21 protein-coding genes and 1 tRNA gene are annotated in these 22,182 nt (G+C 67.4%); 11 read left to right on the top strand and 11 right to left on the bottom strand.

The window, feature by feature from the left end; genetic code table 11:
* Positions 1–15 precede the first annotated feature (15 nt).
* Positions 16–969: a cupin domain-containing protein gene (locus C4N9_RS07895; protein WP_109532770.1), complete on the bottom strand. Its 954-nt coding sequence runs from the start codon at positions 967–969 to the stop codon at positions 16–18.
* Between the two features lie 85 nt (positions 970–1,054).
* Here C4N9_RS07895 and C4N9_RS07890 point away from each other — a divergent pair, with 85 nt between their 5' ends.
* Positions 1,055–1,801, top strand: coding sequence for an IclR family transcriptional regulator (locus C4N9_RS07890; RefSeq protein ID WP_210403994.1), 747 nt, complete (start codon positions 1,055–1,057; stop codon positions 1,799–1,801).
* 7 nt (positions 1,802–1,808) lie between these two features.
* Here the strand turns inward: C4N9_RS07890 and C4N9_RS07885 are convergent, their stop codons facing one another.
* From C4N9_RS07885 to uraD, 5 genes are all read right to left on the bottom strand, one after another.
* The gene (locus tag C4N9_RS07885; protein WP_168192164.1) at positions 1,809–2,717 is read right to left on the bottom strand and encodes a BMP family protein; all 909 of its coding nucleotides are present in this window, start codon (positions 2,715–2,717) and stop codon (positions 1,809–1,811) included.
* Between the two features lie 110 nt (positions 2,718–2,827).
* Positions 2,828–3,793, bottom strand: a complete 966-nt coding sequence (locus C4N9_RS07880; RefSeq protein WP_168192163.1) for a Bug family tripartite tricarboxylate transporter substrate binding protein — start codon at positions 3,791–3,793, stop codon at positions 2,828–2,830.
* Between the two features lie 44 nt (positions 3,794–3,837).
* Positions 3,838–5,352 carry a tripartite tricarboxylate transporter permease gene (locus tag C4N9_RS07875; RefSeq protein WP_109532767.1) on the bottom strand — a complete coding sequence of 505 codons (1,515 nt, stop codon included), beginning with the start codon at positions 5,350–5,352 and terminating at the stop codon, positions 3,838–3,840.
* Positions 5,353–5,355: 3 nt separating this feature from the next.
* The gene (locus C4N9_RS07870; RefSeq protein WP_168192162.1) at positions 5,356–5,853 is read right to left on the bottom strand and encodes a tripartite tricarboxylate transporter TctB family protein; all 498 of its coding nucleotides are present in this window, start codon (positions 5,851–5,853) and stop codon (positions 5,356–5,358) included.
* 35 nt (positions 5,854–5,888) lie between these two features.
* Positions 5,889–6,437, bottom strand: coding sequence for a 2-oxo-4-hydroxy-4-carboxy-5-ureidoimidazoline decarboxylase (gene uraD, locus C4N9_RS07865; RefSeq protein ID WP_109532765.1), 549 nt, complete (start codon positions 6,435–6,437; stop codon positions 5,889–5,891).
* A 102-nt stretch (positions 6,438–6,539) separates the two neighbouring features.
* On the opposite strand from uraD, the gene C4N9_RS07860 reads away from it, so the two are divergent.
* The 3 genes from C4N9_RS07860 to C4N9_RS07850 all read left to right on the top strand — a co-directional run bounded on the left by C4N9_RS07860 (position 6,540) and on the right by C4N9_RS07850 (position 8,772).
* Complete coding sequence (locus C4N9_RS07860; RefSeq protein ID WP_109532764.1) at positions 6,540–7,475, top strand: LysR family transcriptional regulator; 936 nt, start codon at positions 6,540–6,542, stop codon at positions 7,473–7,475.
* A 91-nt stretch (positions 7,476–7,566) separates the two neighbouring features.
* A complete protein-coding gene (locus C4N9_RS07855) occupies positions 7,567–8,361 on the top strand; it encodes an SDR family NAD(P)-dependent oxidoreductase (protein ID WP_109532763.1) in 795 nt (264 codons plus the stop codon).
* 87 nt (positions 8,362–8,448) lie between these two features.
* A complete protein-coding gene (locus C4N9_RS07850; protein WP_109532762.1) occupies positions 8,449–8,772 on the top strand; it encodes a 2Fe-2S iron-sulfur cluster-binding protein in 324 nt (107 codons plus the stop codon).
* 29 nt (positions 8,773–8,801) lie between these two features.
* Here C4N9_RS07850 and C4N9_RS07845 read toward each other — a convergent pair whose 3' ends face one another.
* On the bottom strand, positions 8,802–9,290 hold the full coding sequence (locus C4N9_RS07845) for a MarR family winged helix-turn-helix transcriptional regulator (protein WP_109532761.1): 489 nt from the start codon (positions 9,288–9,290) through the stop codon (positions 8,802–8,804).
* A gap of 72 nt (positions 9,291–9,362) precedes the next feature.
* On the opposite strand from C4N9_RS07845, the gene C4N9_RS07840 reads away from it, so the two are divergent.
* From C4N9_RS07840 to C4N9_RS07820, 5 genes are all read left to right on the top strand, one after another.
* Positions 9,363–11,039 carry a dihydroxyacetone kinase family protein gene (locus C4N9_RS07840; protein WP_109532760.1) on the top strand — a complete coding sequence of 559 codons (1,677 nt, stop codon included), beginning with the start codon at positions 9,363–9,365 and terminating at the stop codon, positions 11,037–11,039.
* Between the two features lie 106 nt (positions 11,040–11,145).
* Positions 11,146–12,357, top strand: a complete 1,212-nt coding sequence (locus C4N9_RS07835; RefSeq protein ID WP_146195135.1) for a cytochrome P450 — start codon at positions 11,146–11,148, stop codon at positions 12,355–12,357.
* A gap of 56 nt (positions 12,358–12,413) precedes the next feature.
* On the top strand, positions 12,414–13,529 hold the full coding sequence (gene dctP, locus C4N9_RS07830; RefSeq protein ID WP_168192161.1) for a TRAP transporter substrate-binding protein DctP: 1,116 nt from the start codon (positions 12,414–12,416) through the stop codon (positions 13,527–13,529).
* Positions 13,530–13,611: 82 nt separating this feature from the next.
* Positions 13,612–14,130: a TRAP transporter small permease gene (locus C4N9_RS07825; protein WP_168192160.1), complete on the top strand. Its 519-nt coding sequence runs from the start codon at positions 13,612–13,614 to the stop codon at positions 14,128–14,130.
* Positions 14,130–15,446, top strand: a complete 1,317-nt coding sequence (locus C4N9_RS07820) for a TRAP transporter large permease (RefSeq protein ID WP_109532756.1) — start codon at positions 14,130–14,132, stop codon at positions 15,444–15,446. Before C4N9_RS07825 ends, C4N9_RS07820 begins: the two co-directional genes overlap by 1 nt.
* 129 nt (positions 15,447–15,575) lie before the next feature.
* On the opposite strand, the gene C4N9_RS07815 is transcribed toward C4N9_RS07820, so the two are convergent.
* Positions 15,576–17,285: a thiamine pyrophosphate-requiring protein gene (locus C4N9_RS07815; RefSeq protein WP_109532755.1), complete on the bottom strand. Its 1,710-nt coding sequence runs from the start codon at positions 17,283–17,285 to the stop codon at positions 15,576–15,578.
* Between the two features lie 161 nt (positions 17,286–17,446).
* On the opposite strand from C4N9_RS07815, the gene C4N9_RS07810 reads away from it, so the two are divergent.
* Positions 17,447–18,373 carry a LysR family transcriptional regulator gene (locus C4N9_RS07810; protein ID WP_109532754.1) on the top strand — a complete coding sequence of 309 codons (927 nt, stop codon included), beginning with the start codon at positions 17,447–17,449 and terminating at the stop codon, positions 18,371–18,373.
* Between the two features lie 200 nt (positions 18,374–18,573).
* On the opposite strand, the gene C4N9_RS07805 is transcribed toward C4N9_RS07810, so the two are convergent.
* A tRNA-Ser gene (locus C4N9_RS07805) sits at positions 18,574–18,663 on the bottom strand.
* Positions 18,664–19,186: 523 nt separating this feature from the next.
* On the opposite strand from C4N9_RS07805, the gene C4N9_RS07800 reads away from it, so the two are divergent.
* The gene (locus C4N9_RS07800; RefSeq protein WP_109532753.1) at positions 19,187–20,680 is read left to right on the top strand and encodes a Do family serine endopeptidase; all 1,494 of its coding nucleotides are present in this window, start codon (positions 19,187–19,189) and stop codon (positions 20,678–20,680) included.
* Positions 20,681–20,754: 74 nt separating this feature from the next.
* Here the strand turns inward: C4N9_RS07800 and C4N9_RS07795 are convergent, their stop codons facing one another.
* Together C4N9_RS07795 and C4N9_RS07790 are read right to left on the bottom strand one after the other, a co-directional pair.
* Positions 20,755–21,552 carry an endonuclease/exonuclease/phosphatase family protein gene (locus tag C4N9_RS07795; protein ID WP_109532752.1) on the bottom strand — a complete coding sequence of 266 codons (798 nt, stop codon included), beginning with the start codon at positions 21,550–21,552 and terminating at the stop codon, positions 20,755–20,757.
* A complete protein-coding gene (locus tag C4N9_RS07790) occupies positions 21,552–22,112 on the bottom strand; it encodes a gamma-glutamylcyclotransferase family protein (RefSeq protein ID WP_109532751.1) in 561 nt (186 codons plus the stop codon). The genes C4N9_RS07795 and C4N9_RS07790 overlap by 1 nt, the downstream gene beginning before the upstream one ends.
* Positions 22,113–22,182 lie beyond the last annotated feature (70 nt).

The raw sequence follows: 22,182 nt of genomic DNA, 5'->3' as shown, positions 1-22,182 counted from the left end.
CGTTCCTCTTGATCTTCAGGCGGCCTGATAGGCGAAATCGTCGTTCTCGGCCTGGCCGATCACTGTCCACAGCGTGGCGGCACCGGCGCCGTTGTTGCGGATGTAATGCGCCTGACCGGCCGGGGTACGGACCAGATCGCGCGGACCCAGCTCGATCACCGCCTCGTTGCCATTGTCATCGACCCAGACGACCTCGACCGAGCCTTCAAGGCACAGGATGGCGTCTTCCACCTTGCGGGTGAAGGGCTTGAGCGTGCAACGCGACGGCACGCCCCACATTTCCTTGCGGCAGCTGTCGTTGTTCACGGCCTTGGGCGCATCGCCGACATAGATCTTGCGGGTAAAGCCCGCGTCTTCCCAGATCGTCGGCAGCTCGGTATGGCGGACGACGAATTTCGCCATCAGCTCCTGCAGCGGATGCGTGCCGTTGCGGTCGAAGGGCAACGTCTTGCCCGGCTCGGCGCCAAAGGACCGGGCCAGTTCGGCGGGGTGGTCCTTGGGGTGATAGCGATAGACCGGCGGCAGCGGCTTGCCCACATCGACCGAGATCGACATCATCACCGGCTCGACCCCGTCGACGCGGAAGCCATGCGCCACTTCGCGGGCGTTCAGGATCATGTCCTTGGGTCCGAGATTGACCTCGACCACTTCGCCGTCCTTTTCCCAGCCGACAATCAGCGCGCCGTCGAGGATCAGGAAGCTTTCTTCAACCTCGTGGCTGTGGCAGGCGGCATAGCGGCCCGGCTCCTTGTAGATCAGGCTCAGGGTGAAGTTCTCGGGCTTGATGGTGGTGGTATCGCCGACCTTGGGCGAGCCACCGGCGCCGATATAGCGCATCTGCGCGCGCTCGAGTTCGGGGAAGCCCACATTCGACGGGAAGGCCTTCCAGTCGAAGGTCTTGTCGACGAAACGCCCGGTGCCCGCTTCGAGCGCGGATTGAAGATCGGAGACTGCGTTCTGAATGTTCATATTTGCACCCATTGTTCATGTTGGCTTGACACGACAATAGGCGAAGGTGTTTCAAGAGGAAGAAACCGTTTTACGGGTGAAACACGTGAGCGATTCCAAAGACCCCTATCTGGTCCCCGGATTGATGCGCGGGCTGGCCGTGTTGCAGGCCTTTACCCCGCTCAAGCCCGAACTGACCCTGACCGGCATCGCCAACGAGCTGGGCATCACCCGCTCGGCGGCGTTCCGGACGGTGCATACCCTTGTTTCCGAAGGCTATCTTCTGGCCACGCGCGAAGGCACCTGTTACCGGCTGGGCCCTGCCGTGGTGCGGCTGAGCTATGGTTATCATGCCAGCCGCGAATTGCTGGAAGTGGCGCAGCCGGTGCTGGCCAAGGTGCGCGATGTGCATGACTGGTCGACCCATCTGGGCGTGCTGGACGGACGCCATGTGCTCTACCTGATGCGGTTGCCCGCGACGGGGGGATTGTCGTCGCTGGTGCATGTCGGCAGCCGGTTGCCCGCCGCGACGACGGCAATGGGCCGCGTGCTGCTCTCGGGCAAGCCCGAAAGTTTCTTGCGCAAGCTCTATGACGATCTGGAACCCCGCGCGGTCGAGGCGATTCTCACCCGCGCCGCGCAGGACCGCACGACCGGCCATGTCGCAGGGATCGGCAGCTTCGAAAGCGGCCTGTCCAGCATGGCGGCGCCGGTTCTGGACCTGACGGGCGAGGTGGTCGCCGCGATCAGCGCCACCCGCTCGACCGAGACGATCCCCGACGACATCGCCCATGCGCTGAACGACGCGGGCGCCAGGATCAGCCGCGGGCTGGGCTGGCGTCCGGTCGCCTGAGGCGCGGTCAGGCGCGCTCCATTTCGGGTCCGGAATAGATTGTCGCGGGCAGGATCCGGCCTTGCGACAACGCCCCGGCCATGGCGGCGATTTCGTCCATCACGGTGGCGGGCACGTCGGGCGCCATGGATAGCTTTATCGCGTCGGATGTGGCCAGCCCCAGCGGCACGACGGTGTCGGGCGAAACTCCGGCCAGCATGTCGCGGATCGCGCGCTCGACGCCCCGGTCGATCCCTGCCATGGCCGAGCCGATGAACACCGCCGGATCCACCGCGCACCAGTCGATGACATTGCCGATCTGGCGGATCCCGGCGCTGCGGCAGGCCGCGATCGCGCCGCCCCGCGCCGCGTTGAGCATGGTGAAGAGGATATCCACCCCCTCTCCCGCCAGCGCTTCGGTCCAGGCGCGCGTGACGGCGCTGTCGTCCTGCGTGCCGCAGAACCCCGTCAGGACGCGCACCGAGGGATCGGCCTGCGCGACGCCCGACACGAAAGCCGCGCGCCCCTTCAGTCCCGGGGTGACCCGGTGGCCCGACAGATGCCCGACGATGCCGCTGCGCGTCATCCGTGCCGCCAGCACCCCGGCCAGAAACGCCGATTCCTCCTGCAGCACATCGTAGCTGGCCAGGTTCGGCCCTGTCACCTCGCCCTGCACGACCGCGAAAGCGGTGCGCGGGCAGGCAGCGGCGACGGCGTGCGTCACGCGGTTGCCCTGTCCGCCGACGATGACGCAGCCCTCGGCGCGCGCGGCCACGGCAAACAGCGCCTGTTCGATGGCCGCCTCGTCATAGGGCAGGTCGTTGACGATCTCGATCTCGACCCCCGGCAGATCGCGTGCGCGAAGGGCGCCTTCCAGCCCGCTGGCGTTGAAACCCTGATCGTGGAGTTCCCCCACGAAAACGACGGCAATCTTCATGCATATACCTCGGAGACGAGCGGCCATGGGCGCGCTCGGGCAGACAGGCCCGGGCGACAGGCGCCCGGGACAAGGGTTCAGGAAGGAACGCGCGCGGCGACGAAACGCGGTCAGCCGCCGTTTACATTCGCCGACAGGATCAGCGGGCGCCAGGTCTCGATCGTGCCGCCGACAAAGCCCGTGAACTCTTCAGAAGTCATCGCGGTGTGGGTGATCCCCCATTGCGCCAGCTGGTCGACCACCGGCTGCATCGCCATGATGGCTTCGACCGTGTCGTGGATGGTCTGCACCGTCTCGGGATCCATCCCCGCAGGCCCCGACAGGCCGGTCCAGTTCTCGATCACCACGTCATAGCCCAGCTCACGGAAGGTGGGGATTTGCGGGAAGAGCGGTGAGCGCGCGGGCGCGGCCAGCGCCAGCGGCAGCGTCTCGCCATCGTTGATCAGGTCCCGGTTCTGCGCGAGCATGTCGTAATAGCTTTCCAGCACCCCGGCGCGGAAATCCTGAATCGCGGGCGCGCTGCCCTGATAGGGAACGTGGATCTGCTCGATCCCCAGCGCGCTGTCGACCGCCTGCCCCAGAATATGCGTGATAGAGCCCACGCCCGAGGAACCATAGGTGATGCCGTTCTCGTTGGCATAGGCGATGAAGTCGTCAAGCGTGGCGATGCCCATCGTCGGCTGGACGTACAAAGCCGGGGTCGAGGCGCCGAGATAGGCGATATGGGTAAAGCCCGCCATCGGGTCGTAGGGCAGGCTGTCGAACTGCGTGGGCGCGATGGTGAAAGGCGCGTTGTTGCCCAGGATCAGCGTCGTGCCGTCGGGGTCCTGCTGGGCCACGTAATCGGCCGCCACGGTGCCGCCCGCGCCGGGACGGTTGTCGACCACGGCACGCTGGCCGAATTCGCTTTCGAAATACTGCGCAAGGATACGCGCGATCAGGTCCGAGGTCCCGCCCGGCGGGAAGGTCACGACGATGCGCACGGGCTCGTCGCTCCAGGCGCCCGGCTCGGCCAGCGCGGTCGAGCCCATCAGGGCGGCGGCAAGGGTCAGGGCAGTCGCGGCACGGAAACTCATCGGTAGGGAACCTTTCTTGGGGAGGAGACGCAGAAACGAGGGAATCATTCGGCCGAGCGCATCGCCGCGCGCACCCGCCGCTTGGCGCGCAGGGCCGACAGGATGGACCAGACCAGAAGAACGACGGTCAGCACGATCAGCACGCCGCTGATCGGACGGGTCAGGAAAACGCCGGCATCACCGCGCGACAGCAGCATGGCGCGGCGCAGCTGCTCTTCCATCATCGGTCCCAGCACGAAGCCGATCAGCAGCGGCGCGGGCTCGAAGCGGAACAGCCGCATCAGATACCCCGCCCAGCCGAAGGCCAGCGTCAGCCAGACGTCGAAGACGTTGTTGTTGATCGAATAGACGCCGACGCAGATCAGCACGATGATCGTCGGGTACAAGTACTTGTAGGGGATCTGCAGCAGCCGCACCCAAAGCCCGATCAGCGGGATATTGAGGATCAGCAAAAGAATGTTGCCGATCAGGAAGCTGGCCACGAGTCCCCAGAACAGGTCCGAATGATCGACCAAGAGCCGCGGCCCCGGCACGATGCCGTGGATCATCAGCGCCCCGATGACCAGCGCCATCGAGGCCGAGCCGGGCACGCCCAGCGTCAGCGTCGGTATGAACGCGGTCTGCGTGGCCGAGTTGTTGGCGGATTCGGGCACCGCCACGCCTTCGACCGCGCCCTGCCCGAAGCGGGCCCGCGCCGGCGAGAGTTTCTTCTCGACCGCGTAGGCCACGGCCGAGGCCACGGTCTGTCCCGTGCCGGGCAACGCGCCGAAGAAGCTGCCGATGCCACCGCCGCGCAGGATCGGCGCGACCATCGCCTTCCACTCGGCGCGGGTCGGGTAGAATTGCGCATAGTCGATCCGGTTCTGATGCGCGCCCGAGGCATTGGCCTTGATCGACACGATCAGCTCGCCCACGCCGAACAGACCCATCGCCACGATCACCAGCGACACGCCGTCGCGAAGTTCGGGAATGCCCATGGTGAAACGCTCGGCCCCGGTGGTGATGTCGACGCCGATCGTGCCCAGCATCAGCCCCGCGACGACCATCGCCACGCCCTTGACCGGCGAGCCGTTCGACACCGCCGAGGCCGCGACGAGGCCCAGCAGGATCACAGCGAAATACTCGGTCGGCCCGAAATTCAGCGCCAGTTGCGCCAGAACCGGCGCCAGCACCGCCATCACCACCATGCCGATCATGCCGCCCCCGAACGAGGCGATGGCGCTGGCGAACAGGGCGACGCCCGCGCGGCCCTGCCGCGCCATCGGGTAGCCGTCGATACAGGTGATGGACGACGACGGCGTGCCTGGGATGTTCATCAGAATCGACGCGATCGACCCGCCATATTCCGCGCCGTAGTAGACGCCCGCGATCATCACCAGCGCCGAGGTCGGCTCGAGATAGAAGGTCAGGGGCAGGATCATGGCGATCGCCGCCATCGAACCGATGCCCGGCAGCACGCCGATGAAGGTCCCCAGCGTCACGCCGATGAAGCAGTAGAGCAGGTTCTCGGGCTGAAGCGCGACCATGAGCCCGTGGCTGAATCCGGCGATGATTTCCATGGCTCAGAACCCCTTGAACGCGTCGAAGGGCAGGCCCAGCGCGCCGATGAACAGCCCCCAGCAGCCCAAGGCCACGATACCGCCCAGCAACAGCTTTCCGCGCCACGGCAGGCTGGGGTCCGGCAGGCTGGCGATGATCACGGTCAGGAATACCCCGGGCGCCAGCCCGATCCGCTCGACGCTGGAGGCAAAGACCATCAGCGCCGCGCCGATGGCGGCGAAGGCCAGCCAGTCGGGCCGTTCGGCATCCGATGTGTCACGCAGATCCATGACGATGACCGCCAGCGACAGAAGCGCCAGCGCGATGCCGGTAAGAACCGGAAACGCCCCCGTCCCCAGACGGCGCGGCGAACCGACGCCCAGTTCGATCCCGCCCCAGATGAACAGAACGCTCAGCGCCAGCAGAGCCACCCCGCCCAGCGCCCCCAGCCAGGCATGGGGCGGGCGGGCCGTGTCCTCGGCCTGTTGCAGCCGTTGAAAGACGGAGATGACGCTGGGCATGGCCGGTCCTTTCGGGGCGGAAATCGGGAAAAGCATCACACGGCCTCGCCGATTGCGGCGCCGCCGGTCATCCGAGCCAAGCGCGCCGTCGCGACCGAGACAACGTTGCTCAGCGCCTGCACCATTTCTTCCACGGGGTCGTTGCGCAGCCTGCCTTCGAACTGGGCGAGAACCGCGTCCAGATCCTGCATTGCGTGCAGCGCGATGATGAAGGGATAGCCAAACCGCTCCGAATACTGGCGATTGAGCGCGGACAACCGACCGGCGATCGCGGGCGACGGGTGTGCCAGTCCAAGGCGACCCTGCTCGCCCTGCGAAGCGGCGGTCATCGTTTCCGGCGTCGCGGGCGCCAGCTCGGGATGGGCGCGCAGCAGAAGAAGCCGTTCGTCCCGCGACAGGGCCATGATCGTGCGGCGCAGCAGAGCGGCCAGTTGCGCCGCATCGGCAAAAGGCCGCGCCCCAGCAAGGCGCCGGGCCAGCCATGGCGACCGCTCGACCACCGGCGCCAGCATCGCGACGGCATCCTCGGGCGAAGCGGCATTGAGCGCGGCAATCGAAAGCGGGGGCTGTTCGCGGTAGGGCATCCGGCGGTTCCTGCGTGTGACGCGGAAAACCTAGCGAAGAAAAGCATTGCCAACTATTTCAATCGGGGTCAGCCTGCATTCTCAAAAACAGAACGGAACCGCATGAGCCTGCACCTTGTCCCGCGCGCGTTGCTCTATCTGGAAACCGTGGCCCGGCTGGGCTCGATCCAGGCGGCATCGCGGGCGCTGGGGATTGCCGCCTCGGCCATCGACCGGCAGGTCATCGCACTGGAAGACGCCTGTCAGGCGCCACTTTTCGAACGCCATCCGCGCGGAATGCGGCTGACCACGGCGGGCGAATCCGTGGTACTGCTGGCCCGGCGCTGGCAGGACGATGCCGACCGGCTGGAGGCCGAGCTGCGCGAGATGCGCGGCGAGCAATACGGCACGGTGCGGCTGGGCGCGATGGACAGCCTGTCCAACAGCGTGCTGCCGCTGCTGGTCGACACCATTGCCCGCGACCATCCGCGCATCCATCTGGCCATCGAGATCCTGTCACCGCCCAAGGCCGCCGCCGATCTGGACAGCGGGGCGATCGATCTGGCCATCGTCTTCAACCTACCCGCCGACCGCTGGCGCCACGTCTTGTGGAGCGCGCCGCTGCCCTTCGGTTGCATCGTCGGCCCGGGCCATCCGCTGTGGGGCGTGCCCGAAACCACGCTGAACGAGGCCGCGCGCTTTCCGATGGCCGCGCAAAGCCGCGACCTGCCGGTGCGCGAATATCTCGACCGCCGCTATGGCTGGCTGTTCGACCCGGTCGAGCCGGTGCTGGTGTCGAATTCCCAGCAACTGATGAAGAAGGCGTTGCAGCAGGGAAGGCTGATGGCGATCACCTCGGAACTGACGGCGATCTCCGAACTGCGCGCAGGCGAGTTGTGGTTTGCACGGCTGACCGATCCGGGGCTGAAGCCGCAGACGATTTCGGTCACCGTCGATGCCCGCCGCCCGCTTCTGCGCGCCGCGCGGCTGGTGGGGGACGCGCTGTCATCCATCGTCGAGGGCGAACTGGCCGCGCGCCGGACCGAGGCCCGGGCATAGGCCATACGCCCGGAGTGTCGCCGCGCGCTTCCCCTGACGGTCGCGGCATGCCAGTTTCAGCGCAGCCAAACGCAAAAGCCCGAGGACCCCGATGTTCAGACTGGACGGAAAGATCACCCTGATCGTCGGCTGCGGCGCGCCGGGTGACGGCGTCGGCAACGGGCAGGCGATTGCCGTGGCGATGGCCCGGCAGGGCGCGGTGATCTACGGGCTCGACCGCGATCTAGCCGCCGCGCGGCGCACGGCGGATCAGATCCGGGATGAGGGCGGGCAGGTGACGATCCGGCAGGCCGATGCGACCCTCTCGTCCGACCTGAATGCGGCGGTGCAGGATTGCGTAGCCCGGCACGGTCGGATCGACATTCTGGTCAACAATGTCGGCCAGTCCGAACCCGGCGATCCCGGCACCATGGCCGAAGAGACATGGCACGCGCAGCTTGACCTGAATCTCAACACCGCCTTTCTGGGCTGCAGGGCGGTTCTGCCGGTCATGGAGCGACAAGGCACGGGCGCCATCGTCAATGTCTCGTCCATCGCCGGGCTGCGCTATATCGGCAAGCCGCAGGTCGGCTACGCGGCGGCAAAGGCCGCGCTGATGCAGATGACGAAGACCACGGCGGTGATCTATGCCGAGCGCGGCATCCGGCTGAATTGCGTGGTGCCGGGGCTGATCTTCACCCCGCTTGTCCGGCGTCTGGCCGAGAAATACGCAGGCGGCGACTATGAAGCCTTCGTGCAGAAGCGTCACGATCAGGTCCCGATGAAGCGCATGGGCAGCGCCTGGGACGTGGCCCACGCCGCCGTTTACCTTGCCTCGGACGAGGCGGGCTATGTCACGGCGCAATGCCTGGTGATCGACGGCGGGCTCACCGAAACGACCCCGTGACCGCCTTTCCATGGCACAGGGCTTCCCTGAATTGCGGGTTGTACTATAAACGAGTTTATAGTTAAACTTTGCGCTGGAGGACCAGCCATGATTCAGATCACCTTTATCGACCATTCCGGCAAAGAGACCCGCCTTTCGGTGCCCGAGGGCACGTCGATCATGCAGGCGGCGGTTCAGAACGGGGTCGAGGGCGTGATCGGCGAATGCGGCGGCTCGGCGATGTGCGCCACCTGCCACTGCCATATCGAGGCGGATTTCGCGCCGAAGCTCCCGCCCATGGGTGACATGGAAGAGGCGATGCTGGAATGCGCGACCGCGCCGGTCGACGATCGCAGCCGCCTGGGCTGTCAGATCGAACTGACGTCCGATCTGGACGGGATCACCGTTTATCTGCCCGAGAGCCAGGTGTGATGACAGCCGCCTGCGCAGCGACCGCGCGCTCAGCGCCCGGTCAGGTCGTGGTCGACCGCATCGACCTTGCCCAGATTGGCGCGCATCCGCTCGAGCAAGGTGAACATCGTGTTCAGCTCGTCCTGCGAGAAGCCGTCCAGCAGCGCCGCTTCCCGCCGCAGGGCGATGGCGATGATCTTGTCATGCAGGTCGGCGCCCGACGGGGTCAGCCACAGCAGCCGGCGGGCCCGGTCCAGTCTGGACACGACATGCCCCATGTCTTCGAGCCTGCGGGTCGAACGGCTGACCACCGACTTGTTCATGCCCACCATTTCGCCAACGCGCAGAGCCTGGACCCCGGGCTCGTTGCGCAGAGCGGACAGGATGCGCCACTCGTTCAGGCCGATGTCGAAGAGCTTCAGATAGACCTGCGACGCGCCCCAGGACAGCCGGTTGTTGATGACCGACAGGAAATACGGCGCGTAGCGCGTGGCCTGCACCGATTTTCCGTGTTCGGTAATCAATTCGGGATCGTTCATCCGGCGGGCTCCATTGTGTTCGCAGACTTTTATCAGCAACCAGTTTAATTACAAACCGAGAGGGAGGGCGAGATGAAGAAACTGATCAACGACGTGGCCGAGGTTGTACCGCAGGCTCTGAGCGGGCTTGTCGCGACGTCGAACGGGCTGCGCCTGATCGAGGGCACCACCATTGTCGTGCGCGACGATCTCGACGCCGTCACCGGCGCGGGCAAGGTGGCGCTGATCTCGGGCGGCGGCTCGGGGCACGAACCGGCCCATGCGGGCTATGTGGGTCCCGGCATGCTCAGCGCGGCCGTAGCGGGAGACGTGTTCGCCTCACCCTCGACCGATCAGGTGCTGATGGCGATCCGCGCCGTCGCCGGTCCGGGCGGCGTGCTGCTGATCGTCAAGAACTACACCGGCGACCGGCTGAATTTCGGTCTCGCCGCGCAGATCGCGCAGGGCGAGGGGATCGATTGCGACGTGCTGGTCGTGGATGACGACGCGGCCCTGGGCAGCGCCGAGAAAACCGCCGGACGCCGGGGAATCGCGGGCACCGTGCTGGTGCACAAGATCGTCGGTGCCGCCGCCGAGGCTGGTCGTTCGCTGGCCGAAGTGAAAGCGGCAGGCGAGGCCGCCGTCGCCGCCACCGGCTCGATGGGCGTGGCGCTGAGCCCCTGCATCGTGCCCGCCGCCGGAACGCCGAATTTCGATCTGGCGCATGACGAGATCGAACTGGGTCTCGGGATCCACGGCGAAGCCGGCCTCGAGCGCGTCAACCTGCGGCCCGCCAGACATCTGGCGCGCGACATGATCGCCACCATCGCCAGGGATCGCGGGCTTAAATCGGGCGACAAGGTCGCGCTGCTGGTCAACAATCTGGGCGCCACGCCGCCGATGGAAGTGTCCATCATGGCGGGCGACGCGCTTGACGCCTGCGCCGCGCTGAGGCTCGACGTGCAGCGCGTCTGGTCAGGCACTTACCTGACCGCCATCGACATGGCGGGCGTCTCGCTGTCGCTGATGGCCCTGGACGAAGCGCGGCTCGAGGCGCTGGACGCGCCGGCCAGCGCCCCGGCCTGGACCCTGCCGGGCCGGCGGCTTGGCCAGACCATTCCCGCGCCCGAGGCCCAGCCCGCCACCGCGTCGAACGGGCGCGCCGATCCCGCCGTGCTGGCCGCGCTGGTGGCCGGATGCCGCGCGATGGTCGACGCCGAGCCGGAACTCACCCGCATGGACCAGCAAGTCGGCGACGGCGATATCGGCCGCTCGCTCGCCGGCGGGGCCGAGGCGCTGCTGGCCGAGCAGGACACGCTGGCGGGACTGACCGGCGCGGCCTTCTGGCGGCATGTCGGCGCGGTGATCCGCCGCTCGACCGGCGGCACCTCGGGGCCGCTCTACGCGATCCTCGCCTTCGGGGCCGCCAATGCGCTGGAAGAGACGCAGGGCGATGCCGGCGAAACCCTTGCCGCGGCCTTCGCCCATGGCGTGAAAGCCCTGTGCGATCTGGGCGGCGCCGAGCCGGGCGACCGAACGATGGTCGATGCGCTGGCCCCCGCCGTCACGGCGATGGCGACCGCCGGCAGCGCCGCCGAACGACTGACCGCCGCCGCCCGCGCCGCCGCTGACGGCGCCCAGGCCACCCGGCAGATGAAGCCCCGGCGCGGGCGCTCCAGCTATGTCGGCGACCGCGTGCTGGGCCACCCCGATCCGGGTGCCGTCGCGGTGGCGAAGTGGCTCGACGCGGCCGCGGGTACCCGCGCCTGACCGCATGAGAGGCCGCCTTTGGCACAGAAACGCGCAAGCGGAATGAGACATTCCGCTTGCACAATAAATCAGTTGCTAATTAAACAGGCTATGAGAGGAGATTCGCATGTCCGTCCCAGATGCACATGATCGTCCGGTGCTGGACATCGACCCGTTCAGCCGCGAGTCGATGGACAACCCCATCGCCCTTGACGAAACGATCCGCGCGGCGGGGCCGATCGCCTGGGTTCCGAAATACGGTTTCTGGATCTCGGGGCAGGACGCCGTCGTGCGCGAGATCTTCGAGGATTGGCGCCGCTTTTCCTCGGCCTTCGGCACCGGGCTGACCAATGTCGTGCGCGAAGAGCCGTGGCGCAAACCCTCGTCCATCCTGGAAGCCGATCCGCCGGTGCATACGCCCAACCGCAAGGTTCTGGCGCGCGTCCTGTCGCCCGGCGCGCTGCGCAAGATGGCCGACGATTTCCGCGCCGAGGCCGAACGCATGGTCGACGGACTTCTGGAACGCGGCGGCGAGATCGACATCGCCACCGATCTGGCCTTTGCCTTTCCGTTCAAGGTGCTGCCCGACGCGGTCGGCCTGCAGCCTTCGGGACGGCATCACCTGATGCCGTATTCCGAGCTGAATTTCAACGCGATGGGTCCGAAGAACGACCTGTATCTCGCGGCCCGCAAGGTGGTCGAGGAGCAGGGAACCTTCGAATATGTCGCGGCACAGATGGCCGAGGAAAACCTGCTTCCCGGCGGATTCGGCGAAGAGATCTACGGCTACGCCCATCGCGGCGAGATCAGCCACGAAGATGCCGGTATGCTGGTGCGCGCCTTCATCTCGGCGGGCATCGACACCACGGTGTTCGGCATCGGCATCGCCATCAAGGCGCTGATCGACAACCCGTCGGAATGGAACAAGCTGCGCGCCGATCCGGGCCTTGCCCGCGCGGCGTTCGAAGAGGGCCTGCGCTGGTTCGCCCCCTCGCCGGTGATCGGCCGCACGACCAGCGCCGCGACCGAAGTGGCGGGCGTGCCGCTGGGGGCCGAGGAAAAGGTGATGATGTGGCTTGCCGCGGCGAACCGCGACCCGGTCCGCTGGGACGATCCCGACCGCTACGACATCAGCCGCCGCACCGTCGGGCACCTGGCCTTCGGCACCGGGATCCATGGCTGCGTGGGCCAGATGGTCGCCCGGCTGGAAGCGGAATCGGTACTGGGCGCGCTGGCGCGCAAGGTGTCGCGCATCGAGATGGCGGGCCCGGCCGAGAACGTCCACATCAACTGGCTGCGCGGCTATCACCGCCTGCCGGTCCGGCTGACCGCCGCATGAGGTTTCACGAAGTTTCACAAGCGCCTTTTCGGCGTGACTTTCTGGGAGGAGTAAAGATGACGATGACCAAGACACTGACCCTGACAAGCGCGCTGGCCGTGCTCGCCACCGGGGCGCTGGCGCAAAGCCCGATCTACGGCTCGTGGCCGCCGGCGTCGGATTACCTCAATACCGACACGCTGCCCGAAGCCTTCGAGATGATCTCGGAAGCGACGGACGGGGCGCTGCAATGGGAACTCATCGCGGGCGGTCAGCTTGCCGACGGTCGTGGCACGCTGGCGGCGGTGACCGATGACCTGATGCAGGGCGGGCTGCAGATCCCGGTCTATACCCCGCAGGCCATGCCGTCGCTGACGCTGCTCTATTCCATCGTCGTGCCGGGCGATGACCCGATGGCGGCCGCCGCCGCGGCTGCCGAGACGGTGTTCCTGAACTGCCCGTCCTGCCTGGCCGAAGCGCGGGACAACAACACGCTGTTGCTGGGCGGCTTCGCCTCGGCCTCGTACCGGCTGATGTGCACCTCGCCCGTCCGCACGATCTCGGACATGGAAGGCCTGCGCATCCGCGCCACCGGCGGCTATTCGGAACTGGCCGCGATGGGCGGCGCGACGCCGATGTCGACCACGCTGACCGAGGCCGTGGGCCTTCTGCAGCGCGGCGGCCTGGACTGCCTGATGGCGACGCGCGAATGGCTGCAGACCTATGGCTACGGCGAATACGCGAAATACGTCACCGACCTGCCGCTGGGCAATTCGGCCCCGGCCATCGGCCTGCTGATGAACCGCGCGCTGTTCACCGGCCTGTCGGAAGACGAGCAACAGGCGATGCTGCACGCCTCGGCCTTCATCACCGCCAAGCACACGATCGGCAACTACGTGCTGCGCGACCAGGAAAGCTTCGAGAACCAGCAGGAGGTCAACGGCGTCGAGCTGGTCGAGCCGGATGCCGAGCTGGTCGCCATGGTCGAGGGCTTCTCGGAAGCCGACCGCGCGCGCCTGATCGAGGTCGGCACCCAGCTGGGCGTCGAGGATCCCGAAGCGCTGATCGAGACCTATCTCGCCGCCGTCGAGCGCTGGCAGGGTGTCTCGGCCGAGCTGGGCACGGATATCGACGCCTGGACGCAGCGCCTGTGGGATGACGTCTTCTCGCAAGTCGACGTCTCGTCGCTGTAACATCATCCGCAGGGGCGCCGCCCGGTGCCCCTGCGATCCAAGCCCGCGACCGTCGTCGCACCCAATTCCCCCGGGGCTCGATATGACCCTTCTGCACCGCCTTGTCTCGCGTCTGGCCGACGCCCTCTTCGCCGCGTCGCTGCTGGCCGGCCTGCTGATGATGCTGCACGTGACCGCCGACGTGGTCTCGCGCACGCTGTTCAACGCGCCGCTTGCCGGAACCGGCGAAATCACCGCCACCTATTACATGATTGCCGTGGCCTTCCTGCCGCTGGCCTGGATCACGCTGCGCGATCAGCACGTCACCGCCGATATCTTCGTCAGCGCCCTGCCCGGGGCGATGCGCGCCGTGATCGCGGTGCTCGTCGATCTGCTGATCATCGTCTACGTCTCGGCCTTCGTCTGGCAGACATGGATTTCCGCCCTTGCGCGGACCGAACGCGGCGAGGTGTGGGAGATCCTCGGCGGCTTCCTGCCCGTCTGGCCCACGCGCTGGCTGCTGCCGGTCGCCGGCGCCGCGATGGTGCTGACCATGATCTTCCGCCTGATTGCCCGCCTGACCCGCTACGACTACGCCTACGACAGCGAAGGACAGAACTGATGGATCCGTTGACCTTCGGCCTGGTGACACTGGGCTGCATGCTGTTCCTGATCGCGCTGCGCGTGCCGATCGGTGTGGCGCTGGGCGTCGTATCGATCCTGGGGCTGGCCTATGTGCGCAACTTCCCCATCGCGCTGTCGATCCTGCGCGAAACGCCCTTTGCCTTCGCCGCAAGCTGGGACCTGACCGCGATCCCGATGTTCCTGCTGATGGGCGCGATCGCCAACCATTCCGGCATCTCGTCTGCCCTGTTCCGCGCGGCGCGGCTGTGGTTCAGCGCCCTGCCCGGCGGTCTGGCCGTGGCCGCCAACATGGCCAGCGTCGGCTTTGCCGCCGCCTGCGGCTCGTCGTTGGCGTCGTCGGCGGCGATGGGACGGCTGGCCATCCCCGAGATGCTGCGCGTGGGCTACGACAAGGCGCTGGCCACCGGCGTCGTCGCCTCGGCCGGGACGCTGGCCGCGCTGATCCCGCCCTCGATCATGCTGGTGCTCTACGGCGTCTTCGCCGAGGTCTCGATCTCGCGCCTGCTGATCGCGGGGATCCTGCCCGGCATCCTGACCGCCGCCGCCTATGTCGCGCTGATCGTCATCCGCTGCAAACTGAACCCGGCGCTGGCGCCGAAGCTCAGCGATGACGAGCTTCAGACCCTGCGCGCCGACCGCATGTCCGCGCTGAAAGAGGTCTGGCCGGTCACCGTGCTGATCCTCGGGATCATCGGCGGGCTTTATGGCGGCATCGTCACCCCGACCGAGGCCGGGGCCGTCGGCGCCGCGCTGGCCCTTGTCATCGCGATGGTGCAACGGCGCATCAACGTCGCCACCTTCATCGACGCGATGAAGGAATCCATGTCAGGGACCGCGCAGATCTTCTTCGTCGGCATGGGCGCGGTGATGTATACCCGCCTGCTGTCGCTGACCGGCGTGTCGCAATTGCTCGCCGACATGGTCGGCGGCTATGCCGGCGATCCGCTGCTGGTGATCCTTGCGATCTCGGTCGTGTTCCTGGTGCTGGGGATGTTCCTCGACCCGCTGGGGATCATGCTGATCACCCTCCCCGTCTTCCTGCCGATGATGGAGGCGCTGGATCTCAACCTGATCTGGTTCGGCATCATCGTCGTGAAATACGTGGAAATCGGGATGATAACCCCGCCCCTCGGGATGAACGTCTTCGTGGTCAAATCCGTGATCGGACCGGCCGTGCCGATCTGGACGATCTATCGCGGCGTGCTGTGGTTCCTGGCCGCCGAGGTGGTGGTGATGGCGCTGCTCATCGCCTTCCCGCAGATCAGCCTTTTCCTCCCCGAACTGATGCGCTGACGCACCGGTTCGAACTCGCGGCGCGACCTTGGGGGTCGCGCCGCTTTTTCCTTCAAGGGCCGGAAGGCCGGAAAAAAGGGCCCGGCGATCACGCCGGGCCCTGTCAGCATCACGGCGCCTCATGACCGGTCAGTCGGGACGCACCGCGATGTTCAGCAGGACCTGCCGCCGCTCATCAGTCGCGACGCGGATCGCGCGCTTCAGCGCGTCGGGCAACTCGGCGCCGTCGGTCACGGTTTCGACATGCGCCCGGCTGGCGGCGGCGGTCAGGGTGAAATCCGGGCTGGGCTGCAGGCTGGTCAGCGGCACCGCGTTCGCGCGGTCCGCCTCGCCGCCCGGGTAAAGCCCCAGCACCGATTGCCGCACCGCGCCCCATTCCCCGTTATTGAGCACCAGCGTGATGACCGGCAGCGCATGCGCCTCGGCCACCAGATGGCAGGCGGTGGGATTGGCGAACATGTAGCTGCCGTCCCCCATCGTGGCAAAGATCAGCCGCCCGGGATCGGCCAGTTGCGCGCCCATCGCCGCGGGCAGGCCCCAGCCCAGACCGCCCGAATGCGGCTCCTGGAAGTAGCTGTTGTGATGGTCCAGATCGAGATGCGGCAGCGGGCAGCCCAGTTCGTGGAACACCGTCGCCGGGCGCTCCTGCGCCTTGATCGCGCGGCCCAGGCAGGCGGCGACCCAGGCCTTGGTCATCGGCTCGCCCCGGCCCTGCTCCGAGGTTTTGCGCAGAATTTCGCGGTCACTCGCCGCCGCCGCGGCGATGCGGTCGCGCCGTGCGTCCAGCGCCGCGGCATCGCGGGGCAGGCGTTCGACGGCCTCGATCAGCGACAACAATGTCGGCGCGGTTTCCCCCACCAGCGACAGATCCGCCGGAAAGTTGCGAATGGGCGTGCGGGTGAACAGCGGATCGGGACCCAGCTGGATCACTTTCAGATCCGGGCGCAATTGCACGCGGTCGGGCCACCACGGCGCCAGCGAATCGATCACCAGCACCACGTCCGCCTCGGCCAGCCACGCATCGGGATTCCAGCCGATATGCATCGGGTGGCCCAGCGGCAATGCGAGCCGCGTCGCCCAGTATTGCGACACGGGCAGCGCACGATCCTCGACGAAGCGCGACAGCGCGGCAAAGGCCGTCTCGCTTCCCGCCCCGCGCTGCGCGATGATCAGCGGCGCCCTGGCCTGCGCAAGAAGGCGCGCGGCCTCTTCCAGCGCGGCGGGATCGGGCGCGGGGCGCACGGGCGCCATGCGCGACGGTTGGTCGAGCCCTTCGGGCGGGGTGTCTTCGCACAGAACCTCGCGCGGGAGCGTCAGATAGACAGGCCCCTGCGGGACCGAGCTTGCGATCGACCACGCGCGGTCGAAAACCTCGGCCACCTGATCGGGAAAACGCAGCTCGTAATCCCACTTGGTGCATTCGCGTACCAAAGCGGTCTGATCGAACATCTCCTGTCCCCAGCCGACCGGCACGGTGCGCGCCCCGAAGCGCCGGGCCTCGGCCACGGGCGTCCGTCCCGACATCATCATCACCGGCACCCGGTCGCACCAGGCGTTGATCGCACCGATGGCGCCGTTGGCCAGCCCCACATTGGTGTGCAGCATCACCGCCGGCACCTTGCCCGAGATCAGGTGATAGCCATGCGCCATGCCCATCGCGACGCTCTCGTGCGGGCAGGTCACCGGGTCGGGCAGGCGCAGACCCTGCCGCCGCGCCTCGATCAGGCCCTCGACGATGGGCGGGAAATCGGTGCCCGAATTGACAAAGACATGCTCGACGCCCAGCGCGCCCAGCTTGCCGAAGATCGCGCCGCCGGCGGTCATCGCTGTTTCGTTCATCGCTGTTTCGCCTCTTGATTGACCTTGCCGGCGGCCTTTGTCCGGGACGCCACTCGCAGCCCCCCGACCGCCATTTGGTTTCCCAACCCGATCCGATCTGCGAATAAGCATGGATCGCGGCGGCGATATTGTCCAAATTATCTTCGGCATGGAGATTATTGATGAAATCAATACGGCTGGAAACGCTGGACCTGAACCTGCTGAAGCTGTTCGTCGCCGTGGCGGAAACCGGATCGGTCTCGCAGGCGGCGTTGCGGGTGGGTCTGACCCAGCCCGCCGCCTCGAACGCGCTTTCGCGCCTGCGCCACGCCCTGGGCGATCCGCTGTTCCGGCGCGAGCGCCACGGCATGATGCCCACGCGCTATGCCTCCGCCGTGTTGCCCTCGGTCCGCGCGGCTCTGGACGGGGTGATCGGCGCCCTGAGCGAAGCCAGTCATTTCGACCCGGCCCAAAGCCGGCGCTGCTTTCGCCTGTCGCTCTCAGGGCTGGGCGAGGCCCTGTTCCTCCCGGCGCTGGTTCGCACGCTGTTCGACGAAGCGCCGCATATCCGGATCCAGAACGACCCGGTGGCGGCCCCGGACCTGGCGGAGGCGTTGCATCAGGGCCAGATCGACCTGGCGCTGGGATTGCTGGCGCTGGATGGCCCCGAGATCGGTGTCAGGGCGCTGCATTCCGAGGATTACGTTGCCCTTACCGGGCCGCATGACGGCCCTCTTCCGGCGACCGACAAGGCCTTGCGAGACTCGCGCCTGGTCGTCGCCGCCCCCGCAGCCACCTATGCCGCCGAGGTCACCGCGATCCTGGCGCGCCGCGGCCTGGGCGGCAATGTGGCGGTCTGTCTGCGCGACGTCTCGGCGCTGCCGGACCTGTTGCTGGACGACCGCTTCCTTGCCATCGTGCCGCGCGCCTATGCGACACGGCTGGCCCGCGCCGGGCGCGCGCGGATGCTGCCCGGCTCTCTGGGATCATCGAACGCGCCCGTCACCATGATCTGGAGCCTTCGCGCCGAGTCCGATCCCGGCTTCCGCTGGTTCCGCGACCGGGTGACGGCGATCAGCGAGGCGGGCGGCTTCAGCGACGGCGCCTGACACGCCGATTCCGAGGGGGGGATCCGGACGCGGAAAGCACCGCTGGCGCAAACGCCTGTCGACGCTTCACCTGGGCAGGCGTTGCCTGCGACAAGGGTGCGGCAAAAACGTGTTTGGCGCTTTGGCCCCGGCTTGCCACGTTGGCGGCGTCTTCGCAGAACCATTTATGGAAAAAACGAAAAATGTGAACGGAAGGAAAATGGCGGAGACGAAGGGATTCGAACCCTCGAGACGGTTTCCCGTCTGCACCCTTAGCAGGGGTGTGCCTTCGACCACTCGGCCACGTCTCCGCCTGCGGCAATAACCGGGAATGCGGGGCGGGTACAAGAGGAAATGCGCGCGGGCGGAGGCGAAGCGGAGCCGAAGTTGCAGGGGCAGAGGATGGCGCGCCGGGCAGTGCGGGCTCGTCCGTCGCGGGCGGGCCGGGGCGCCGGCAAATCCCGCGCGAAAGGCACTAGCCGATGAGACCATTGGCCTAAGCCCCGGGCACAGAACCGCAGCGGCCGGGGCGCCTCGGAGCGGCGCGCTTTCCGCCCCGTCCGATCTCAGCCCCCCGCGAACCCCGCGCGCTGACAGGGCTCGCGCGCTTCGGAACCTGCACCGGTCAAAGCCCGTGCCCTTCAGGGCCGCTTTGCAAGGGGCGCTTGCCTTTGTCGCGAAGCGCGGGCCTTGCTGCGCACGGGAAATTAACGCGATATTCACCTTCGCTTGAAAACGCTCGGACAATGTTTGCACCGCGCGTCAATGGTCATAAGTTCGGGCATGCCCCGGGGTGAGAGGCTCCGGGAGCGATATCATCAAGGGGAAATCAACATGACGCATCTCCAGGAGAGCACCGCGCGTGCGGCGGCCGTTGCGCGCAGCGCGCCCGGCCGGGTCGCGCTGCAATGGCTGAACTTCCTGGGTCTGGTGGCGCTTGTGCTTGCGATGGCCCTGCCGTTGCAGGCCCAGGATCGTCCGGTCAGCTTTGCGGACCTTGCCGACCAGGTCAGCCCGGCGGTGGTGAACATCACCACCTCGACGACCGTGAGCACCAATCTCGACCAGACCATGCCGCAGCTCCCCGAAGGCGCTCCCTTCGAGGATTTCTTCAACGACTTCTTCAACCGCGACGGCGGCCGCAGCCAGCCGCGCCCGCGCCAGAGCCAGGCGCTGGGATCGGGCTTCGTGATCTCGGCCGACGGCTTCATCGTCACCAATAACCACGTGATCGAAGGCGCCGACGAAATCGAGGTCGAGTTCTTCGACGGAACGCGGCTGGATGCCGAGCTGGTGGGCACCGATTCCGCCACCGACATCGCGCTGCTGAAGGTCGAAGGCGACCGCGAGCTGCCCTTCGTGCCCTTCGGCGATTCCGAGGCTGCGCGCGTGGGCGACTGGGTGCTGGCCGTGGGCAACCCGCTGGGTCAGGGCTTTTCGGTCTCGGCCGGGATCATCTCGGCCCGGGGCCGCGCGCTGCAAGGCAATTACGACGACTTCATCCAGACCGACGCCGCCATCAACCGCGGCAACTCGGGCGGCCCGCTGTTCAACATGAGCGGCGAGGTGATCGGCGTGAACACGGCGATCCTGTCGCCCAATGGCGGTTCGATCGGCATCGGCTTCGCCATGTCCTCGCATGTCGTGGAACGCGTGATCTACCAGCTGCGCGAATACGGCGAAACCCGCCGCGGCTGGCTGGGCGTGCGCATTCAGGACGTGACCGCCGACGTGGCCGACGCGCTGGGTCTGCCGGCTGTCGAAGGCGCGCTGGTGACCGAGGTCATGGACGGCCCGTCGCGGGCGGCCGGTGTGGAATCGGGGGACGTGATCCTCAGCTTCGACGGCGGCGAGGTGGCGGATACCCGCGACCTGGTGCGCCGCGTGGCGGATGCGGGCGTGGGCCGCGAAGTCGACGTGGTCGTGTTCCGCGACGGCGAGCAGCAGACCCTGCAGGTCACGCTGGGCCTGCGCGAGGAAGAGCGCCTGGTTCCCGCCGCGGGCAGCAACCAGAGCGAAGAGCCCGAAGCGGGCAGCCAGATCCTGGGCCTTGACGTGGTGGCGCTTTCGCCCGAAATGCGCAATGACATGGGTCTTGACGCCGGCGTCAACGGCCTGGTCGTGCGCGCGGTCGAACCGGGGTCGGATGCCGAAGCCAAGGGCCTGCGCGCGGGCGACGTCATCACCGAAGCCGGACAGGCGCCGGTCTCGTCGGTCGACGACCTGCGCGCGGCGCTGGACAGCGCGCGCGATGCCGGGCGCCGGACGCTTCTGCTGATGGTCCGCTCGGGCGGCGACCCGCGCTTCGTGGCGCTGTCGATCGAATAACAGCCCGTCAGAGGCGATCCCTCGTAACCTTGAACCGGGCGTTCGCGCCCGGTTTTTTCTGTGCCGCGAGGCCGTCAGAAATCCAGCACCAGCGGGCAGTGATCGCTGATCTCGGGCTGGTAGAGCACGTCGAAACGGCGGACCCGGATCTCGTCGCTGACCAGCAGGTAATCGGCAAAACGTCCGGGCTTCGTGTAGCGCGCGGTCCGCGTACCGGGAAAGCCGCCCTCGCTCACCAGCTCGCGCAGGCCCAGCGCCCTCAGCCGCGTCAGGGTCTCGCTATCGGGCTCGACGTTGAAATCGCCGCAGACGATCAGGCCGTCGCCGGGCTCGCGCAGCGCGTCGATCAGGGCGATCAGCCGCGCCGCCTGCGCCGCGCGCTCGGGCGTATCGGCCTTGCCCGCCGACGGATCGCGCAGCCCGTGCATCTGCGCCACGACGACGGGCCTTCCGCCGTCCCAGATCCGGAACACATGCGCCGGGCGCGAGCGGGGATGAGCCCCAAAACCCGCTGCCGAATAGCTCTTGTGCACGAAGCCCTGCACCTGCCCGATCACCGGCACCGTGTCGCGGATGACACTGGCCAGCCCCCAATGCGACGGCACCGTCCGGTCGCCGTCCCACAGAACCCCGGTCGCCGCCGGGCAGAAGGTGGCGACATGGCCGGGCAAGGCCGCGCGCAGCTCATCGAGCATCCGCGCGCGCTGTGGCAGGACATGCGCGCCGTCGCGGTATTCCAGCCAGTTCTGCGCGGCGCCCGGGGAATGGATGACCTCTTGCAGGCAGAAGATATCCGCCGTCTCGGCCTGCAGCCACGGGATCAGCGCGTCGTGCAGCGTACCGCCCCAGGCGTTGAGGCAGACGAGCCGCATCAGACCACCCGCACACCGTATTCCGTCAACCGCGCATCGACGAAGGCGGTTTCCGACCCGGTCAGCACCTGCGCGCGCGGGTAGCGCGGCGCGGCGCGGTCATCCAGAACCGGGGTGTCCCAGCCATCGGTCGTGGCGAAGAAATCATGCGCGCCGACCTCGCCGAATTCGCGCAGATAGCCCTGCACCACCACGTCGAGATAGCTCAGCAGGATGGGCGCGGGATCGTCCTGCACCACCATCGACACGACCGGCACCGCGTAGACCTGAGCGGCCAGCGCCGGGTCGCCCTCGACCACCAGCCCCGAGGGGATCGCGTGGCGGTCGTAACCCTCTTCGCGCAGATCGAGCGCCGCCCAGTCGCCGCCCGGCACATGCGCGACCAGCCCGTCGATGGCCGACCCCTCGTCGCGAATGCCGGTCAGGAAGGGCGTCACCCGCCCCTGCGTATGCTTCCACGCGCGGCGCCAGCCGCTCAGCCGGGCGCGGTAGGCCGGGGTGTAGATATGCGTCTGCCGGTTCACCAGCGAGCCATAGCCAAAGAAATAGGGTTCGGACACGGGACGGCCTTTTCTTGAAGGGGGCGGATCGTCCAAGGGATGCCCGCTCGGGCCCCGGGGCGCAAGACCC

Origin of the sequence: Pararhodobacter marinus (genome assembly GCF_003122215.1) — a bacterium.
GTDB lineage: Bacteria > Pseudomonadota > Alphaproteobacteria > Rhodobacterales > Rhodobacteraceae > Pararhodobacter > Pararhodobacter marinus.
This window is presented reverse-complemented; position numbering and strand designations above follow the sequence as displayed.

Coding starts and splice junctions, on each gene's coding strand:
- C4N9_RS07895 (WP_109532770.1), bottom strand. CDS start 969: ATGAACATTCAGAACGCAGTCTCCGATCTTCAATCCGCGCTCGAAGCG.
- C4N9_RS07885 (WP_168192164.1), bottom strand. CDS start 2,717: ATGAAGATTGCCGTCGTTTTCGTGGGGGAACTCCACGATCAGGGTTTC.
- C4N9_RS07880 (WP_168192163.1), bottom strand. CDS start 3,793: ATGAGTTTCCGTGCCGCGACTGCCCTGACCCTTGCCGCCGCCCTGATG.
- C4N9_RS07875 (WP_109532767.1), bottom strand. CDS start 5,352: ATGGAAATCATCGCCGGATTCAGCCACGGGCTCATGGTCGCGCTTCAG.
- C4N9_RS07870 (WP_168192162.1), bottom strand. CDS start 5,853: ATGCCCAGCGTCATCTCCGTCTTTCAACGGCTGCAACAGGCCGAGGAC.
- uraD (WP_109532765.1), bottom strand. CDS start 6,437: ATGCCCTACCGCGAACAGCCCCCGCTTTCGATTGCCGCGCTCAATGCC.
- C4N9_RS07860 (WP_109532764.1), top strand. CDS start 6,540: ATGAGCCTGCACCTTGTCCCGCGCGCGTTGCTCTATCTGGAAACCGTG.
- C4N9_RS07855 (WP_109532763.1), top strand. CDS start 7,567: ATGTTCAGACTGGACGGAAAGATCACCCTGATCGTCGGCTGCGGCGCG.
- C4N9_RS07850 (WP_109532762.1), top strand. CDS start 8,449: ATGATTCAGATCACCTTTATCGACCATTCCGGCAAAGAGACCCGCCTT.
- C4N9_RS07845 (WP_109532761.1), bottom strand. CDS start 9,290: ATGAACGATCCCGAATTGATTACCGAACACGGAAAATCGGTGCAGGCC.
- C4N9_RS07840 (WP_109532760.1), top strand. CDS start 9,363: ATGAAGAAACTGATCAACGACGTGGCCGAGGTTGTACCGCAGGCTCTG.
- C4N9_RS07835 (WP_146195135.1), top strand. CDS start 11,146: ATGTCCGTCCCAGATGCACATGATCGTCCGGTGCTGGACATCGACCCG.
- dctP (WP_168192161.1), top strand. CDS start 12,414: ATGACGATGACCAAGACACTGACCCTGACAAGCGCGCTGGCCGTGCTC.
- C4N9_RS07825 (WP_168192160.1), top strand. CDS start 13,612: ATGACCCTTCTGCACCGCCTTGTCTCGCGTCTGGCCGACGCCCTCTTC.
- C4N9_RS07820 (WP_109532756.1), top strand. CDS start 14,130: ATGGATCCGTTGACCTTCGGCCTGGTGACACTGGGCTGCATGCTGTTC.
- C4N9_RS07815 (WP_109532755.1), bottom strand. CDS start 17,285: ATGAACGAAACAGCGATGACCGCCGGCGGCGCGATCTTCGGCAAGCTG.
- C4N9_RS07810 (WP_109532754.1), top strand. CDS start 17,447: ATGAAATCAATACGGCTGGAAACGCTGGACCTGAACCTGCTGAAGCTG.
- C4N9_RS07800 (WP_109532753.1), top strand. CDS start 19,187: ATGACGCATCTCCAGGAGAGCACCGCGCGTGCGGCGGCCGTTGCGCGC.
- C4N9_RS07795 (WP_109532752.1), bottom strand. CDS start 21,552: ATGCGGCTCGTCTGCCTCAACGCCTGGGGCGGTACGCTGCACGACGCG.